We start from the raw sequence: 17,305 nt of genomic DNA on the forward strand, positions 1-17,305 counted from the left end.
GGGAGATGGCTTTTATTGTACTGCTGCTGGCTTTCCTATGGCTTTTGCTTATCGGGAAGACAGCGCTGTCCAGTCTGTTGAAGAGAAATAAGCCGGCGTGGAAGGAGCTTCTGATCGCCATCCCTTTTGCCCGAATGCTGGAACGGAGCAAGTTTTACGAACATCTTCAGCTCCCAATTAGCAGCTATCACTCGAAGCAGATTTTGCTCAAGGGGACAGACTGGCAGTTGACACAAACGAAGCAGCAGATAGCGGAGACGGTTGGCTTTGGATATGTGGTCTTAATGGGATGCTCTTTGCTTGCTTTACTGGCTAAGGAACCACTTCTCTTAGGAATGGGAATACTGCTTGGTTTGCTTTTGCCGCTTCGTCCCTTTATGGAGGCAGGTCGAATCGTTGAACGTAGAAAACAAGCCATTGTTGCTGAACTGCCGGAGACATTAAGCAAGCTGATGCTGCTTGTTGGTGCAGGAGAGCCGGTGCTGCAGGCTTTCGTCCGCTGCCTCGAAGGCAAGGAGACAACGACTCATCCACTATATAAGGAATGGAGTAAAGTCGCAGTTGCTTTGAGCAACGGTGAATCCTTCAGTTCTGCGATTGAACGTTTTAACCGGGGTTGTGCTGTGCAAGAGGTATCTATTTTTACAACAGTTCTATTACTAAATTACCGCAGAGGCGGCGATCAATTTGTACTTGCATTGCGGGAGATTTCCTACACCTTATGGGAGAAACGCAAAGCCGTTGCCCGTTCCCGAGGGGAAGAGGCTTCATCCAAACTCGTATTTCCGCTTGTTGGAATATTGTTGGTTTTAATGGTTTTTGTTGCGGCACCAGCCATGCTGCTAATGTCGTAATCCAATACTTGAATGATTAGAGGGGATGTTTATTATGTTGAAAAAAATAGGGAAAGCAGCTCGTTCATTCTGGCGCTCAGAAAGTGGTCTAGGCACGCTTGAAGTGATACTGATTATTGCAGTGGTTATTATTATTGCACTGCTGTTCAAAGACTGGATTATCGAGCTGATAGAGAAATTAATGGGCAAAGCCGATGATGAAGCGGATAAAATTTTCTCGTAATCGCGTACGCAGATGGCTCCGCTGGCTTCAGAATTCAGAAGGCAGCTTTACGTTGGAGTCAACGTTGGTATTTCCGATCATCTTTTTTCTTATCCTGTTATTCCTGCTCTTTAGTATGTATATCTACCAAAAAGTTGTTCTCTACTATTCGGCCTCGGAAACAGCAGAACGAGCTTCATTCAGCTGGGATAACAGTCATCGGAATGCCCGTAACGGCATGCTTGTCACCCATGAATATGACAGCTTGTACTGGCGTATTGGCGAGGATTATATGCTGGGTTCACTCTTTGGTATGAGTACTGGTGAGACCGATCTTTCTCTGGAACTGCCTCTGATGCAGGATGTGAGTTCACTAAAGCTGTCTGGAGCAAAACTGAATAAAGCATCTGTCTGGTTGACAGGTGAAGCTGGGCTGCCCTTTCAAGGGGCTGTAGGTTATTCAAACAGCATATGGAATCGGAAAGTAGCTGTTAAGCTGATGCAGCCGATGTCGCTTGTACCGCTTGAACGTACGCTTGGGCTGTCGGAGCCAAAGACGGTTGCATCGGCTAGTATAGTAGACCCCGTTCAATTTATCAGGGATGTGGATCTGGTCCGATATTACACAGCTAAATTCAATAATGGAACGTCGAAGCAAAAAGCTGGAAAAGCGCTTCAGGCATACAGCGGTGGCGAGAAAGCGGGAACTTCGTGAACAAAGTTAAAAGTGATGCCTCACAAGGCTCTATAACGATTTTCTCGGCGGTTGTATTGTCAGGTCTGCTGTTGTTCTCGGCGGTGCTGATTGATTATGCACGAATCGTTGTCCTTCATAAACTGACCGAGGATGCTGCACGGTCTGGCGTCCGGTCTGTTCTTTCTGCTTATGATGAGAGGTTATATGAACGCTACGGGTTATTCGGTCGAGGCGGAACTGATGGTGATGAGATATTCGAACAAACGGTGCAGGCCAACTTCGGAAGGGATGCGGATGCGGCCTCTATTCAAGGAGAGGATTCATTCAAGCTCGTACAGGCGGAGCTTGAGTCGGCTCATACAGATCCTGCAGAAGTACTTGGCGAACATGACGTTTTTGTCCATCAAGTGCTGGAAGAGAGCAAATACAAAGCCCCCATTGATTTTACATTAGAGCTGGCAGCAAAGTTTGCTCCACTCTCCGGAACGATGAAGGAAGCCACTGTTACCATCGATATACTTGAAGAATTGAGAAAGCTGTATGACAAACGGGAGGAGAAGCTTTCCACCGTTCTGCAACTGCAGCGGGATGCGGCGGAGACAGTAACTAATGTTGCTGGACTTATTCCAACAAAAGCATTGGCACTAGCAACAGGTACCCAGCATGCGGCCAGATTGGCTGGAGATTATGCACAGTATGCAAGCTGGGTGCTAACGGACAGACAACTGGCGGAACAAGGGAAGAAAGTAAGATATTCGGAACAAATCGCAGATTTTGAACAAAAGGCAAGAGCCTGGATGGACGAAATGGCCCGCGAGTTGGCTTTGGCAAAGAAACAGCATGATAAGCTGCAGGGAGAAGCTGTTCAAGCACTTCAATCAGCCAAACAGTTTAACGAAGAGATGCAGCGGATTAAGCAGGAAGCTGCTAATGCTCCTTCCAATAATGGATATGACCGTGTTACAGGAAAAAAACTCGCAGGTGAAGATGCTGAGGCTGAGGTAGTAGGGGCTGATCCGGCAAACGATATGAAGGAGATTCAGAATACTGCAGATGAGCTTGTATTGCCTGACAGCTGGTTTACCGATTATAGTCAGGAAATTTCGGATCAGGCATCTGTCTTTGCATCCTTGCAGATGGAAGCGGGAGGTTTCATATCTAATTTGGCAGCGGGTATAGCAACCCCAAGTATGAACAATGAGCAAATAAAAGAAGGCGCAGTAAATCTGCGCATCGCTTATGAACAATACGAGGGGGCTTATTTGCGCACAGGCTCAAGAATAGATGAGCGTGAGCAGAAGCTGACAGACAAAGAAGTTAAGAAGGAACGGCAGGCTCAAGAGGCAAAAGCCGGTCAATTATGGTCGAAGGCAAGGAATCTGCTGCATGGCATGACTTCAGTTCCTCAATCGGAAGAGCATCTTAAGGTTATTCAAGAGATCGAGAAAAGGTACAAAGATAATCTCTTATTCAATCAGAAGGCAGACGATGCGGAAGCAGCAGGTCTTGAGGTAGCCGGGGATGCACATGAGGAAGCAGAGAATGCGTCCTCTTTAATCGGCGGATTGTTCGGAGGTATCGCAGATATGCTCGAGCAAACGAGGGATTCGGTGTATATGTCGGAGTATGTGCTTCAGCACTATGCTTCATTTGCTCCACAAAATCTTCGAGCACTCTTAATGAACGGTGATCAGGCAGAGCTTGCTCATGCTGTCGCGTTTAACAATCAAGAAGCGGAATATGTCATTTACGGGTTTCATAGTACAACAGCTAATTTGGCCGCTGCTTATGGGGAATTGATTGGCGTTCGGATGGCGATAAGAACGATGGAGGGCTTGTCAGCCTGCAAGGCATCCGCACATCCATTACTAATATTATCCTGCTCTATTGTGTACGGACTAGAGAAAACGATGGAAGATATGGTCGCTTTTACAGAACGCGGGGCAGCACCATTATCTAAATATATAAATGTGGATGTTGCGTATACCGATTATTTGCGGTTGTTTATGCTGGTACATGGCGGATCGGACCGTCCATCTTCGCTTGCCAGGATGATTGCGGTCATTGAGCATAATGATGGAGTGACTTTATCCCAAGTGCCCACAGCCATTACAGGTGAGGTACAAGCTACCGCAAAGCTGTGGTTTTTACCTGGCATAATGGACATGATTCAGGGTTTTGGATCTCTGCAGGGAAAGGTTGTCGACGGAAAGTATGAAACAACGCAAACGATCGGATGGTCTTATTAGGAGACTGAGCCAGGCGAGGAAGAGGGAAGATGGCAGTATCGTGCTTGAGGCTGCTCTTGTTATGCCTCTGTTACTTATTATCCTGCTCCTATTTATTGTGTTGATCCGACTCTGTGCAGTACAGATGGCACTTCAATCAACCGCTTCGCAGACTGTCAGGCAAATTGCGACTCATATACGTCCGGCCGATCTTGCATTCCAGAAAGCTTCCTCGTCCATCCCGAATTTGGGGTCAATCAGCTTGCCGCTGCCGGACTGGGGCGGAACGATTGCGGCCGAGGCTGCGGAGTGGCTGCCAGCTCCGGCAGATGTATTAGCATCAGCAGTTCTAGAAGGCAACTGGCAGCCGGTAGAAGATGCGGCAGCAACTGAGATAGGACGTACGGCAGTTGAACCGCTGCTCCTTCAGTTTGCTGATGAAGCAGTCTTGGAGAAAGAGCGTTTGAAGCTGTCACGGTTATCGCTTCCTGATTTGAAAGAGAAGGAAAAACCATATTTGACGATTGAAGCAGAATATACCTTCCCTGTGTCCTTGCCTTTTATAAATAAAAAAATCGTATTACGGGAGCATGCTTCCGAGCGTGTATGGGTAAATGATTCCTTACCAGCAAAAGAGCAAATAGCTTCAGCCGACATTATACCGATTCAGATTGTTTCTATTCAGCCAGTTCCGTTACGCCCCGGCAATAGAGCAACGGTAATCGCATTAACCTCACCTGGTGCTTCTGCTTCACTTGAAGTGAAGTACAAGAGCGGCACAAGTGAAGCGAAGCATCTTGGAAGCACCACGGCTGATGCCAATGGATATGTACAATGGACCTGGCTCGTTTCCGGCAATACAACACCAGGCACCTGGGAGTTAACAGCAACCTCGGCATCGGGCAAAATCGTTTCCATGCATTTTAATGTCGTCAAGAAGGAGGAGGCCGCGTCATGACTATACCTTTTGGAGCAGTTGCGATTCTATTATTAGCAGCCTTTTATACGGATCTGAAATCAATGACTATACCTAATCTCCTTACCGTTTCATTTTTAGCAGGAGGCTGCTTTTTTGCTTTGTTATCAGATGGATGGCATGGCCTGCTCCTTTCTATTGGTGGTGCGGCTGCAGGGTTTATTCCATTACTTGTTCTGCATTTGGCAAAAGGAATAGGTGCCGGAGATGTGAAGTTATTCGCTGCTATCGGTGCGTGGATTGGAACAATGGCTGTACTTCAATTAATGATGTATGCCATTTTGTATGCGGGTTTAGTAGGGCTGCTTCTACTTGTATTTAATAGACCATTTGCAAGACGAATGACAGCAGGCCTCTCCATACTGACGTCCTTGCCATTAGGCAGCCGTTTGGGTGTTACGTCTTGGTTTACTTGGGCCAAATCCGGCAGGACCTTTCCATTTATGCTGGCGGTAGCACCTGGTGCAATAACGATGTGGATGATAACGATCTGATTGAAAGGGGGAGAAGTATGAGACAGCCTTTTATGATTGATTTTTCGATAAATCGTGGACATGAGATGATTATTGACCGGAAGAACGGGATTCGTAGAGAAGAGCTGGATGGGCTTGAGTTACAGATGCTTCAATCCAGCAAAATCCCTCATCTTTTGCCGATCGAATGGCTGGAGATTGATGGGCGTGTTACGTTCCGGTATGGATTGGCGGGTAGAAAAATGCTGCTTCATCGGCTGCAGGTTCAGCATCTGACTATGGAGCAGTTTTATACCTTATTGCTTGGCATTGTAGAAGCGTTTGAAGAATGTAAGCATCATATGCTGCGGCCTGAAGGCTGCCTGCTGGATGACCAATATTTATTTGTAGGCGAGCAATTAAATGATATAGCTGTTGCTTATGTGCCTTTGAAGGAAGGGCAGCTTGACGGAGTTCCTGGTTCAGGTGACTTGCTTTCGCTGGTCGTTCGCTGGACGGCTTACATTCAAGAAATTGACGGAGCTGGTTTGCAGCGAGTGCTTCAGCCTCTTAACGGGAGCAAATGGCCGTTAAGCGAGCTTCGGTCTATTTTACTTGGACTGATCGGGGATGCTTTTATTCAATCTGGGCCACGTCCAATCCAGCCCATTGTACCTTCTTTTGTTCCGGCTGCAAGGCAGTCTGAAGCTATTGATCCTTTACGTCTTCAACCTGAAGCGCCAATACCGCAAGTAAAGCTTCGCGCAGCTGACAATCAGCCTATCCAGCTGGTAGAAGTGGAAGAGGAGCCTGATTCCGATGTAACGAAAAAGAAGCTATGGATTACAGCTGCTGTCGTTGCGATAGCTGTCGCTTGTGTATGGAAATATATTTACATACCTTCTCATTCAAGAAGCAGCTTATATATTTGTTTGGGCTTGAGCTTTATGGGGATTGCTGCTTTATATATGGTATGGATGCGGAGGCTGCCAGCAGGGTTATTGACAAAGGACGAGGAGTTGGAAGAGTTTATTCCAGAATCACAGCCGCTTGGGATGTGGCCGCGTTATGAAGAGGAAGAGCATCTTTTGAACAAGACCGAGTTCAAAACTCCAGCTAAGCCAATTGTTGATTTAGAAGCTGGATCATACGCCTACGTAGGAAATACTGCCGACCTCCGGAGCAAACAGAATGCTGCTGAAGCAACAGTGCTGCTGATGGAGCGGGAAGGTGAACAGGGATTAGAACCCTCATTATACCGGGAATGGGCAGGCGGCGGTGCATGGATAAATTGGCGGGAAGAACGGTTTACAATCGGTCGATTAGGCGAGCAGGTCAGCTATGAGGAAGAAGCGCATGGGATTTCACGGCTTCATCTGGAGCTGGAGAGGGAAGCGGGGGCTTTTCGGGCAAAAGATTTGGGATCCCGGAACGGCAGTACGCTGAACGGACAAACGATGATTCCCTATAAGTCATATCCCTTGGCATTAGGGGATGTTATTCAGCTTGCTGGCAGCAGCGGGCCCAAATATGAGCTGAAGATGAGAGGCTGACTCTCGTCTTCAGCTTTTGTTTGTTAATTCCTTCATAGCACTTTCAATATTGGGATATTTGAATGTAAAACCATGCTCTAATGCTTTTCTTGGAATAGCACGCTGGCCGTCAAGGAGCAGGGAGGACATTTCTCCTAGCACAGCTTTCATTAGAAAAGCAGGTGCAGGCAGCCAATGCGGTCTGCCAATAGCTAGGCCCAGCGCTCTTCCAAAGGTATCATTGGTCACGGGTTCAGGAGCAGAACCGTTAACCGGGCCTTGAATCTCATGGTTATCGATGCAAAAAAGAAGAAGCCTGATCATATCCTCCAAATGGATCCAGGACAGCCACTGCGAACCGTTGCCAAGCTTGCCTCCAGCAAACAAGCGATGAGGCAAAGTCATTAGTGGGTAAGCTCCGCCTTCTTTATTCAGTACAACTCCTACACGAAGTTTTACCAGTCGTTTCACCGGAATGGTATCGGCGGCCTTTTCCCATTGTTCCACGACGCCCGATAGAAAGTCGATTACATTGATGGGACTGGTCTCGTCGAATGTTGCTGTATATGAGCTTCCGTATGCAGAAATGCCGGAGGCATTAATAACGGACTCCGGCTTCTGGTTAAGTCTTCGAATTAGCGCTGCGATACGTGCTGTGGCATCTATCCGGGATTGCAGTACTCTCTGTTTGGCTGCTGAAGTCCACCGCTGGTTTATGCTTTCGCCGGCCAGGTTCACGATGGTGTCCATGCCTTCTAATCTGTCAGGCGATGTGGCAAGTTCATTCCATGTCACATAATGAAGCTTGGTATTTGCTTGTGAGGAATCGGCGGTACTAGCTCTCGATACAATCCATACTTCGTCGCCGCGTTCAAGTAATGCCTTTACCAGCCTCCGGCCAACAAAGCCGGTGCCTCCCGTTACTGCAACAAGCATCATTCATCCGCCTTCAATTTAGGATTTGGCTTCAACTTTCTTCAGGAAGTATTGTGTTACTTGCTGATCGCCGCTTCCAATGACTTTCTCGGTGTATTCGAATTGAACCTTAGTATCAGGAGCGATGCTATTAAGAGTATCAGTCATGTCTTCTGTAAATTGCAGAACCATTGGTCCTTCCGGCAGATCGATCTCAACCGAGGTTGTATCAGCTTGTCCAACAAATACACCTTCATTTGTCTTGACTGCACTTTCTTCAGGTGCTGTGCTTGTTGCCGGATCCGGTGATGCAGTTTCAGGATCGACTACGCCGCTGTTGTTATTCTCTATACTGTTATTATTTTCTGCTGCTTGGTTATCAGTTGCTTCAGGTGCAGCATTTGCTGGTTGTTCAACGGACGAGCCTTGCTCCGAATTGTTTGTGCTGGCTTTGTCCGAGCCGCATGCAGATGCGGTCATCATAACGGCGAGTAGTACGGCGCTAGCAGCGATTAAGCTGCTCTTCTTTTTTGTTTTCGTAGTTGTCATAGGGCACCTCCCAAAAGAATTGTGAAGCAATTCTGCTTCGAAAGCATTAGCTTAAGAATTGTGAAGCAATTCTGCTTCGTAAGCATTAGCTTAAGAATTGTGAAGCAATTCTGCTTCGTAAGCATTAGCTTAAGAATTGTGAAGCAATTTCTTGCCTCAAACATCTGTGAAGCAATGCTGCTTCGAAAGCTAATGCTTATATTAACGAAATAGAACAGTTTAAGGTTCCAATATACTTGTACACACTATTTGTACAAGTATAACAATAGGCTGCTGCTCGCGCAGCAACCTATCGAACTAACTTTATTTATTGAGCAAATGCCGAAACGGGTCGTAATCTATACCTTTACGTTCCAGGAAGGAGACAAGGCTTCGATAATCACGCTTTGGCGTTGCGCGTATGTATCCTTCAATGCAGTGGTTCCGTGTCACCTCGGTTGCGCCATTATCAATGGCTACCTGTCCAATCTTCGCCGCAATGGAATGCTTGGCAATATCGCGGAAAGCAGTTGGAACCGGGGAAACTAACTCGTCCAGAAAATGCTTCGAGTCATCCGTCCACATGCTGCGGCTCCGTTCGACCCAATAATTTTGCCAATCAAGCTTCGACTTGCCGTCTCGCTGCGGCAGCACCTTCAGGAACTTACGGAACATAAAGAAACCGCCGATGGACATCGCGCCGATCATCACTACTGCCCAGAAAACAATGAAAAACATAAACCAATCGGGAGCTGATTTCATACTGTACCTTCACCTCAGGAAGAATTATACCGTATTCCTAGATTTATTTCGACATTCCTTGTAAAATAAGGGTTGATCAACCGAAAGGGGCGTTTTAAAAGATGTTGAAAATCGGTTCCCATGTATCATTTTCGGACAAGGGGCTGCTTACTGCGGCCAAAGAAGCTATGTCCTATGGTTCAAGCTCTTTCATGATTTATACCGGTGCACCGCAGAATACCCGGAGAAAGCCAATTGAATCTTTATATATTGAAGAAGGCAAAGCGATGATGGAGACGGCTGGCATTAATGAGATTGTGGTGCATGCGCCATATATCATTAATCTGGGCTCCTACAAGGACGATACGTTCGAGCTGGCTGTCCGTTTCCTCCAGGAGGAAATCCGCCGTACCGATTATATCGGAGTAAGAAATATCGTGCTTCATCCTGGTGCTTATACGGATAAGGACGCGGAATTCGGCATTGCTCGTATTGCCGAAGGCCTTAATGAAGTTTTGGAAGGTACAAAAGACACCAATGTTAACATCGCGCTCGAAACGATGGCTGGCAAAGGAACAGAAATCGGCCGAAGCTTTGAAGAGATTGCGCAAATTATTGATAAAGTGCAAAATAATGAGCGTTTGACCGTATGTATGGACACCTGCCATATGCATGATGCGGGTTATGACCTCATCAATGATCTGGACGGCGTCCTTCAGAAGTTTGACCAAGTCGTCGGTCTGGATCGAGTAGCGGTAGTCCATGTCAATGACAGCAAGAACCCTGTCGGAGCAGGTAAAGACCGTCACGCTCCTGTAGGTGCAGGTTGGCTTGGACATGAGGCGATCCGTTCGATCGTTCATCATGAGGGACTTGCAGGCAGACCGTTTATTCTGGAGACACCATGGATCGGTAAGGATGATAAGAAGCAATTCCCGATGTATGAAGCTGAGATAGCATTGCTTCGCGGTGATGCGATGGATCGTTTCGGCGAATCCTTCTTCGACCATGTAGAACGTCTGCATCATTTCTATGGCAAGCAGGAAATCGACCCTCGTACATTTGTCCTGTCGACTTGGGATGTGCTGAAGAACGATGCTAAGGCGAAAAAAGCAGATCCACGCGAGCCGATGGAGCGCTTGTTTGATTTACTCTCGGAAACTGATGCGCTTCCGGGTGATTTGACGGAAGAGCAGATCAACCAACGGATTACAGCATGGTTTGCAGGCAAGCAATTGCTTAAGAATGTGTAATTATGCTTTAAGATAACCATTGCAAAAGGAAGGAAGTTTTAACGTTTATGTCTTCAACAACTACTGAGTCGCGCAGCGGACGCGCGCGCATGCTGATCTCGTGCCCGGATCGACCGGGTATCGTGGCGGCGGTTTCCCATTTTTTGTACGAGCATGGGGCTAATATCGTACAATCGGACCAATATACAATGGATCCGGAAGGCGGAATGTTTTTCATCCGCTTTGAATTTGATTTGAACGATATGGACAAAGAATTGCCTGTGCTCGTTGAAGATTTCGCTCGTGTGGCAGATCGCTTCGATATGAAATGGCATACGTTCCGTGCGAGCCGCAAGAAGCGTCTTGCGATCTTCGTGTCGAAGGAAGACCATTGTTTAATGGAGCTTCTGTGGCAGTGGAAAGCAGGCGATCTGGACGCGGACATCTCGATGGTTGTCAGCAACCATCCGGATATGAAGGATATGGTCGAGTCATTTGGTATTCCATATTATCATATTCCGGTAACAGCTGATTCGAAGGTGGAAGCAGAGCGCAAGCAGATGGAAGTCGTCGCTGACAAAGCTGACCTCATCGTGCTTGCCCGTTATATGCAGATCATCTCGCCGAAATTTATCGAGCAATTCCCAAACCGCATTATCAATATCCATCATTCCTTCCTTCCGGCCTTTGTTGGCGGCAAGCCGTATGCGCAAGCGTATAACCGTGGTGTTAAAATCATCGGCGCAACGGCACATTATGTAACGGAGGAACTCGATGGCGGCCCGATTATCGAGCAGGACGTTCAGCGCGTCAGCCACCGTGACAACGTAGAGGAATTGAAGCGTATTGGTCGTACAATCGAGCGTGTTGTACTCGCACGTGCTGTGAAATGGCATACCGAAGACCGCGTCATTGTGCATCAAAACAAGACCGTCGTCTTCAATTAATCCAATAAATGCTCTAGAAATTCTATATTTTAAAGATGGCAAACGTGTTTTCGGAATGGTACAATATTCAAAGCCATTGCGCTACAACTCGCGCTATATCATGAAATATAGAGAGAGAACGAGCAATTTTACACAGGAATTAGGAGGAAGTATGTAATGACAGTTACACAAAAATCGATTGAACAGCTTTCGATCGACACGATCCGCACACTTGCAATCGACTCCATCGAGAAAGCTAAATCCGGACATCCAGGTATGCCTATGGGCGCAGCTCCAATGGGCTACCAATTGTTCGCGAAAAACATGAACCACAATCCGTCGAATCCGACTTGGATTAACCGTGACCGTTTTGTTCTGTCCGCAGGACATGGTTCGATGCTGCTTTACAGCTTGCTTCACCTGAGCGGTTATGATCTTCCTCTGGAAGAGCTGCAAAACTTCCGTCAATGGGGCTCCCTGACACCAGGTCACCCAGAGTTCGGCCACACTGCTGGCGTTGACGCTACAACTGGTCCACTTGGACAAGGTGTTGCAATGGCAGTAGGTATGGCGATGGCAGAAGCTCATCTGGCAGCGACTTACAATAAAGAAGGCTTTAACGTTGTTGATCACTTCACATACTCCATTTGCGGCGATGGCGACTTGATGGAAGGTATCTCCCATGAGGCAGCTTCCTTCGCAGGTCACTTGAAGCTTGGCAAATTGGTTGTTCTATATGATTCGAATGATATCTCCCTAGACGGCGCACTTGACCTGTCCTACTCCGAGAGCGTTCAAAAACGTTTTGAAGGTTACGGCTGGCAAGTCCTTCGCGTAGAAGACGGCAACGATCTGAACGCATTGTCGAAAGCCATCGCTGAAGCACAAGCTGAAGCTGGTAAACCAACTTTGATCGAAGTCAAAACCGTTATCGGTTACGGCAGCCCGAACAAAGGCGGCAAAGGTGGACATGCTGGTCCTCACGGTTCCCCACTGGGTGCTGATGAGACTAAATTGACAAAACAATTCTACGGCTGGTCGGAAGATCATCAATTCCATGTACCAGACGAAGTTCGCGCTCACTTCGCAGAAGTGAAACAAAACGGCGAGCAAGCAAATGCAAAATGGAATGAAATGTTCGCAGCTTACAAAGCAGCTAACCCAGAACTCGCAACTCAATTCGAGCTTGCTACTTCCGGCCAACTGCCTGAGGGCTGGGACGCTGACCTTCCTAAATACACAACGGCTGACAACGCAGTATCGACTCGCGTAGCATCAGGTAACGCCCTGAATGGCCTTGCGAAAAACGTGCTTAACCTGGCTGGCGGTTCCGCTGACTTGGAGAGCTCGACAATGACTCACCTTAAAGGTCTTGAACAATTCAAACCAGGCAGCTACGACGGCCGCAACATCTACTATGGTGTTCGTGAGTTCGGTATGGCTGCAGCAATGAACGGCATGAGTCTGCATGGCGGTATGAAAGTATTCGGTGGTACGTTCTTCGTATTCACAGACTACCTGCGTCCAGCTATTCGCCTTGCTGCTATCATGAAGCAACCAGTAACTTACGTTCTGACGCATGACTCGATCGCTGTTGGCGAAGACGGTCCTACACATGAACCTATCGAGCAGCTGGCTTCGATCCGCATCATTCCTGATCTGACAGTTATTCGTCCTGCTGATGCGAACGAAACTTCTGCAGCTTGGGCTTACGCGGTTGAGAACCAAAGCAATCCAGTAGCGCTTGTTCTGACTCGTCAAAACCTGCCGATCCTGGAAGGCACTGTAACAGGTTCCCGTGATAACATCAAACGCGGTGCTTATGTTGTATCTGATGCAGCAAACGGCGCTCCACAAGCTCAAATCATCGCTACAGGTTCCGAGGTCCAACTTGCTGTTGCTGCTCAAAAAGCACTTGCTGAAGAGGGCATTCAAGTTCGTGTAATCAGCATGCCAAGCTGGGATCTGTTCGAGAAACAAGACAAAGCTTACAGAGATTCCGTTATTCTGCCAGAAGTTAAAGCTCGCGTAGCGGTAGAGATGGCTCATCCATTTGGTTGGGAACGTTATGTTGGCGACCAAGGCGCGATTATCGCAATTGACCGTTTCGGCGCATCCGCTCCTGGCGACCGCGTAATCAAAGAATACGGCTTCACTGTTGAGAACGTAGTAAGCAAAGTTAAGTCCGTACTGTAATCCAATAAGTAATTGGCGTAGAGGAGCTAACCATAATGTCGCAATTTGAAAATGTAACAGTTGTCAAAGAAGCTAATGTTTACTTTGACGGTAAAGTAACGAGCCGTGCTGTCCTGTTCGCAGACGGCACGAAAAAAACGCTTGGCATTATGCTTCCTGGCGACTATGAGTTCGGCACGGATTGCATTGAAATTATGGAAATTTTGGCTGGTGACCTGAAAGTGCAGCTTCCTGGGGAAACAGAATGGCTGCATATCCAAGGTAAAGGTGAATTCACCGTTCCAGCTAACACGAAATTCAAGCTTCAAGTAGCGACAGTAGCCGACTACTGCTGCTCTTACATCTACGAATAGCATGTGTTGAAAAAAGGGCCGTCCCATTCGTCATAAATATGACGATGGGACGGCCCCTTTGTGTTAAACAGCACACTGCGCATTTAAATGTTCTTTCGATCGCCATTGCTCGGGGATTCCTTTGAATCAACAAGGTATGGTTAGAATCCCTTCACAAAAACGAGCGCTTGAAAGCTTTCTGCAAGAAAGCTGCTTCGTAAGCATGCACTAACGCTTCTCCAGAATCATTGAAATGCTCCGTTTTGCCATTAACCTGTTAATTTCAAAAAAAGCAAGAAATTAAAACAAAAGTGGCCATGATAGGAACTGCATGGCCACAATTAATTACACTTTCTTGTTAGTTTTTATCACCGATTTTACGGCCGATCCATTGCTCGTAGGCTTGCGTGACACTGCTCATATCGAGTTCGCCAAGACCCATGGAATCGCCGACCTGGAACAAGCTTTTTGCAGCTTCAAGCATTGGAGTTGGTACCTTCAGATTATCCGATAATACGGATGATAAGCGAAGGTCCTTCAGCATAAGCGCTAACGAGAACTGGACGTCATAGTCGTTTGCGAGTATTTTCTCGCCTTTCAGCTCAGCCGTCCGGCTGGCTGCACCGCCCGATTGCACGAGCTCGAAGAACGCGCTGCCGTTAATACCGCCTTTTGCTGCAATGGCCATACCTTCGGCAAGTGCAGCCATATTAATGCCAACAATCGTGTTATGGGCGAGCTTGGCGGTAGCGCCGCTGCCGTTAGCCCCCATATGTATCACTTTGCGTCCCATGGCAAGAAGAACGTCCTCCACGTCTTTGAGCGCAGCGTCAGTACCGCCGACCATAAACGTAAGGGTTCCGCCTTCTGCTGCAGGTTTACTGCCTGTTACCGGAGCATCGAGGAATACAGCACCTTTTGATTCGGCTGTTTCAGTCAGCTCTAGAGCCAAGGATGGGGAGATGGTACTGCTGTCGATAAGGGTAGTCCCTGAAACAACTGATCCGAAGATGCCATTTTCGCCAAAGTAAACTTCACGGATAGCTGCATCATTACTAATCATGGTAATAACGATATCCGAACCGCGAACTGCATCTGCTGGGGTTGCTGCTTCTTTTGCACCAAGTGTAATCAACTCGCCGGCTTTTCCGGATGTCCGGTTGTAGACGGTAACTTCAAATCCTTTGCGAAGCAGGTTCGCAGCCATTCCATAGCCCATAACACCAAGGCCAATAAATCCAATTTTTTTCATTTTATTTTCCCTCCTGTGCATCTATAGTATGATGGATTTTTCATCAGCTATAAATACTTTTACTAATCATTATAGATAATCTTCATACCTTTTTCATTGTTTAGTCGCTTGTTTTTCAAATCTAAATCCTATATTCTAAAGGCTAAGACAAGCAGGTAACTGAAAAACATGATCAGGGAGGCCTTTTTTTTATGAGTAAAACAGTAAAATTTGATTACACGAAAGCACTTGGCTTTATTGGACAACATGAAATTGATCACCAAGCAGAACAAGTTCGTGTCGCCCACGAACAATTACATAACGGTACTGGCGCAGGATCCGACTACCTTGGCTGGATCGACCTGCCAACTAATTATGACAAAGAAGAATTTGCTCGTATCAAGCAAGCTGCTGAGAAAATCAACTCCGATTCCGAAGTGCTGATCGTTATCGGCATCGGTGGTTCTTACCTCGGCGCACGTGCAGCGATCGAGATGCTGTCGAACTCCTTCTACAATCTGCAAACGAAAGAACAACGCAAGACTCCTCAAGTTTTGTTCGCAGGCAACAACATCAGCTCCACTTATGTGACTCACCTGCTTCAATTGATAGAAGGCCGCGAATGGTCGATCAACGTCATCTCCAAATCCGGCACAACAACTGAGCCTGCGATTGCCTTCCGTATTTTCCGTGAAGCGCTGGAGCGCAAATATGGTAAAGAAGAAGCTCGCAAACGGATCTATGCAACAACTGACACAGCTAAAGGCGCTCTCAAAAAGCTGGCGACTGAAGAAGGTTATGAGTCGTTCATCATTCCTGACGATGTAGGCGGTCGTTACTCTGTTCTGACAGCGGTAGGCCTTCTGCCAATCGCCGTTGCTGGCATCGACATCGACGCTATGATGCAAGGTGCAGCAGACGCATCGAAAGAATACAGCAATCCGAACCTCGCTGAGAACGAGGCTTATCAATATGCAGCAGCACGTAACGCGCTGTACCGGAAAGGCAAAGTAACAGAAATTCTCGTAAACTACGAGCCAAACCTGCACTTTGTATCCGAGTGGTGGAAACAGCTCTTCGGCGAAAGCGAAGGCAAAGACTACAAAGGCATCTATCCGGCATCTGTTGATTTCTCTACAGACCTGCACTCGATGGGCCAATTCATTCAAGAGGGTAACCGTAACATCTTCGAGACGGTTATCCAAGTAAATGAAGTATCGGAGCATATCACAATCGGTAGTGACGCTGCTGACCTTGATGGACTTAACTTCCTGACAGGTAAAACAATGGACTTCGTGAACAAAAAGGCATTCCAAGGTACTCTTCTTGCTCATACCGACGGTCAAGTACCTAACTTTATCGTGAACATAGCGGACATGACACCATACACATTTGGTTACATGGTGTACTTCTTCGAGAAAGCATGTGGCATCAGCGGTTACCTGCTTGGCGTGAATCCATTCGACCAACCAGGTGTTGAAGCGTACAAAACGAACATGTTTGCTCTGCTGGGTAAACCGGGCTATGAGAAAGAAAAGGCTGAGCTCGAAGCTCGTCTGTAATGCTGGAACGTTATTCAACGGTAAGAGAGTATAACAGTGAAGAGATCGTCATTAAGAAATCTCGATTTATCGGATATGCGAAGCCGGTAGAGACGGAAGAAGAGGCTGTTGCCTTCATTGATGAGATTAAACGGCTTCACCGCAGTGCGACCCATAACTGCTCGGCTTATATTGTAGGGGAGCGCGATCAGCATCAGAAAGCTTCCGATGATGGTGAACCAAGCGGAACGGCTGGCAAGCCAATCCTTGAGGTCATCAAGCATAAGGGTTTAAAAAATGTTGCGGTCGTCGTAACTCGTTATTTTGGCGGTATTATGCTTGGAGCAGGCGGGCTTGTCCGTGCTTATACGGACGGTGCTGTGGCTGGTATTGAAGCAGCTGGAGAGATCGTTAAAGTATTGCACCGTGAAGTATTCGTTGACGTGGACTACACGTGGTACGGTAAATTGGAGAATGAGCTCCATGGCCGGGGCACGCGGCTTGGCGGAACCGAATTTATGGACCGTGTTATCGTAAAGTGTCTGCCTGTCGTATCGGAAGCAGATGCCTTTATTGCATGGATGACTGATTTGACACAAGGCCAGGCGGTAATCACGGAAGGTGAAGAGCTTTATTATATTGAAGGCGAATAATGAAAAAGCCGCATGTTGTCTTGGGCCCAAGACAATGTGCGGCTTTTGCTTGTTATAGAATCGAAAATA

Annotated in this window: 17 protein-coding genes; 13 read left to right on the top strand and 4 right to left on the bottom strand. The window is 47.3% G+C overall.

The annotated features are described in order from the left end of the window. Positions 1-5: 5 nt before the first annotated feature. Genes FHS17_RS27085 through FHS17_RS27115 form a run of 7 tightly spaced genes read left to right on the top strand, consistent with a single transcriptional unit; the run spans position 6 to position 6,962 of the window. Positions 6-854 carry a type II secretion system F family protein gene (locus FHS17_RS27085; protein WP_167282007.1) on the top strand — a complete coding sequence of 283 codons (849 nt, stop codon included), beginning with the start codon at positions 6-8 and terminating at the stop codon, positions 852-854. A 34-nt stretch (positions 855-888) separates the two neighbouring features. Further along, complete coding sequence (locus FHS17_RS27090) at positions 889-1,077, top strand: Flp1 family type IVb pilin (protein ID WP_167282008.1); 189 nt, start codon at positions 889-891, stop codon at positions 1,075-1,077. A 52-nt stretch (positions 1,078-1,129) separates the two neighbouring features. Next, positions 1,130-1,771: a hypothetical protein gene (locus tag FHS17_RS27095; protein WP_167282010.1), complete on the top strand. Its 642-nt coding sequence runs from the start codon at positions 1,130-1,132 to the stop codon at positions 1,769-1,771. Continuing rightward, the gene (locus FHS17_RS27100) at positions 1,768-4,002 is read left to right on the top strand and encodes a hypothetical protein (RefSeq protein ID WP_167282012.1); all 2,235 of its coding nucleotides are present in this window, start codon (positions 1,768-1,770) and stop codon (positions 4,000-4,002) included. The genes FHS17_RS27095 and FHS17_RS27100 overlap by 4 nt, the downstream gene beginning before the upstream one ends. After that, positions 3,968-4,939, top strand: coding sequence for a TadE/TadG family type IV pilus assembly protein (locus FHS17_RS27105; protein ID WP_167282014.1), 972 nt, complete (start codon positions 3,968-3,970; stop codon positions 4,937-4,939). The genes FHS17_RS27100 and FHS17_RS27105 overlap by 35 nt, the downstream gene beginning before the upstream one ends. Further along, complete coding sequence (locus FHS17_RS27110; protein ID WP_167282016.1) at positions 4,936-5,451, top strand: A24 family peptidase; 516 nt, start codon at positions 4,936-4,938, stop codon at positions 5,449-5,451. Before FHS17_RS27105 ends, FHS17_RS27110 begins: the two co-directional genes overlap by 4 nt. Before the next feature lie 17 nt (positions 5,452-5,468). Then, positions 5,469-6,962, top strand: a complete 1,494-nt coding sequence (locus tag FHS17_RS27115; RefSeq protein ID WP_167282018.1) for a DUF6382 domain-containing protein — start codon at positions 5,469-5,471, stop codon at positions 6,960-6,962. Between the two features lie 9 nt (positions 6,963-6,971). On the opposite strand, the gene FHS17_RS27120 is transcribed toward FHS17_RS27115, so the two are convergent. From FHS17_RS27120 to FHS17_RS27130, 3 genes are all read right to left on the bottom strand, one after another. After that, entirely contained in the window at positions 6,972-7,877 is a 906-nt protein-coding gene (locus FHS17_RS27120) for a TIGR01777 family oxidoreductase (RefSeq protein WP_167282101.1), read from the bottom strand. Positions 7,878-7,895: 18 nt separating this feature from the next. Continuing rightward, complete coding sequence (locus FHS17_RS27125) at positions 7,896-8,405, bottom strand: hypothetical protein (protein WP_167282020.1); 510 nt, start codon at positions 8,403-8,405, stop codon at positions 7,896-7,898. Between the two features lie 303 nt (positions 8,406-8,708). Further along, positions 8,709-9,146 carry a DUF2621 domain-containing protein gene (locus FHS17_RS27130; protein WP_167282022.1) on the bottom strand — a complete coding sequence of 146 codons (438 nt, stop codon included), beginning with the start codon at positions 9,144-9,146 and terminating at the stop codon, positions 8,709-8,711. A 101-nt stretch (positions 9,147-9,247) separates the two neighbouring features. Here FHS17_RS27130 and FHS17_RS27135 point away from each other — a divergent pair, with 101 nt between their 5' ends. The 4 genes from FHS17_RS27135 (at position 9,248) to ppnP (ending at position 13,832) form a co-directional block, all read left to right on the top strand. Then, entirely contained in the window at positions 9,248-10,378 is a 1,131-nt protein-coding gene (locus tag FHS17_RS27135) for a deoxyribonuclease IV (RefSeq protein ID WP_167282024.1), read from the top strand. A 47-nt stretch (positions 10,379-10,425) separates the two neighbouring features. Next, positions 10,426-11,304: a formyltetrahydrofolate deformylase gene (gene purU / locus FHS17_RS27140; RefSeq protein WP_167282026.1), complete on the top strand. Its 879-nt coding sequence runs from the start codon at positions 10,426-10,428 to the stop codon at positions 11,302-11,304. Between the two features lie 156 nt (positions 11,305-11,460). Further along, positions 11,461-13,479, top strand: a complete 2,019-nt coding sequence (gene tkt, locus FHS17_RS27145; protein WP_167282028.1) for a transketolase — start codon at positions 11,461-11,463, stop codon at positions 13,477-13,479. A 35-nt stretch (positions 13,480-13,514) separates the two neighbouring features. After that, complete coding sequence (gene ppnP, locus FHS17_RS27150; RefSeq protein WP_167282030.1) at positions 13,515-13,832, top strand: pyrimidine/purine nucleoside phosphorylase; 318 nt, start codon at positions 13,515-13,517, stop codon at positions 13,830-13,832. A gap of 337 nt (positions 13,833-14,169) precedes the next feature. Here the strand turns inward: ppnP and FHS17_RS27155 are convergent, their stop codons facing one another. After that, positions 14,170-15,063 carry an NAD(P)-dependent oxidoreductase gene (locus FHS17_RS27155; protein ID WP_167282032.1) on the bottom strand — a complete coding sequence of 298 codons (894 nt, stop codon included), beginning with the start codon at positions 15,061-15,063 and terminating at the stop codon, positions 14,170-14,172. 191 nt (positions 15,064-15,254) lie between these two features. On the opposite strand from FHS17_RS27155, the gene FHS17_RS27160 reads away from it, so the two are divergent. Then, positions 15,255-16,604: a glucose-6-phosphate isomerase gene (locus FHS17_RS27160; protein WP_167282034.1), complete on the top strand. Its 1,350-nt coding sequence runs from the start codon at positions 15,255-15,257 to the stop codon at positions 16,602-16,604. Beyond that, a complete protein-coding gene (locus tag FHS17_RS27165; RefSeq protein WP_167282036.1) occupies positions 16,604-17,236 on the top strand; it encodes a YigZ family protein in 633 nt (210 codons plus the stop codon). Before FHS17_RS27160 ends, FHS17_RS27165 begins: the two co-directional genes overlap by 1 nt. Positions 17,237-17,305: the final 69 nt, after the last annotated feature.

Source organism: Paenibacillus lupini, from assembly GCF_011761355.1.
In the GTDB taxonomy this organism is placed as follows: Bacteria; Bacillota; Bacilli; order Paenibacillales; family Paenibacillaceae; genus Pristimantibacillus; species Pristimantibacillus lupini.

Bases quoted from the DNA above. Each gene is read 5' to 3' on its own strand.
- FHS17_RS27085 (WP_167282007.1), top strand. From the start codon at position 6: ATGGCTTTTATTGTACTGCTGCTGGCTTTCCTATGGCTTTTGCTTATC.
- FHS17_RS27115 (WP_167282018.1), top strand. From the start codon at position 5,469: ATGAGACAGCCTTTTATGATTGATTTTTCGATAAATCGTGGACATGAG.
- FHS17_RS27135 (WP_167282024.1), top strand. From the start codon at position 9,248: ATGTTGAAAATCGGTTCCCATGTATCATTTTCGGACAAGGGGCTGCTT.
- FHS17_RS27160 (WP_167282034.1), top strand. From the start codon at position 15,255: ATGAGTAAAACAGTAAAATTTGATTACACGAAAGCACTTGGCTTTATT.
- FHS17_RS27130 (WP_167282022.1), bottom strand. From the start codon at position 9,146: ATGAAATCAGCTCCCGATTGGTTTATGTTTTTCATTGTTTTCTGGGCA.
- FHS17_RS27105 (WP_167282014.1), top strand. From the start codon at position 3,968: ATGAAACAACGCAAACGATCGGATGGTCTTATTAGGAGACTGAGCCAG.
- tkt (WP_167282028.1), top strand. From the start codon at position 11,461: ATGACAGTTACACAAAAATCGATTGAACAGCTTTCGATCGACACGATC.
- FHS17_RS27125 (WP_167282020.1), bottom strand. From the start codon at position 8,405: ATGACAACTACGAAAACAAAAAAGAAGAGCAGCTTAATCGCTGCTAGC.
- FHS17_RS27110 (WP_167282016.1), top strand. From the start codon at position 4,936: ATGACTATACCTTTTGGAGCAGTTGCGATTCTATTATTAGCAGCCTTT.
- FHS17_RS27120 (WP_167282101.1), bottom strand. From the start codon at position 7,877: ATGCTTGTTGCAGTAACGGGAGGCACCGGCTTTGTTGGCCGGAGGCTG.
- ppnP (WP_167282030.1), top strand. From the start codon at position 13,515: ATGTCGCAATTTGAAAATGTAACAGTTGTCAAAGAAGCTAATGTTTAC.
- FHS17_RS27090 (WP_167282008.1), top strand. From the start codon at position 889: ATGTTGAAAAAAATAGGGAAAGCAGCTCGTTCATTCTGGCGCTCAGAA.
- FHS17_RS27165 (WP_167282036.1), top strand. From the start codon at position 16,604: ATGCTGGAACGTTATTCAACGGTAAGAGAGTATAACAGTGAAGAGATC.
- FHS17_RS27155 (WP_167282032.1), bottom strand. From the start codon at position 15,063: ATGAAAAAAATTGGATTTATTGGCCTTGGTGTTATGGGCTATGGAATG.
- purU (WP_167282026.1), top strand. From the start codon at position 10,426: ATGTCTTCAACAACTACTGAGTCGCGCAGCGGACGCGCGCGCATGCTG.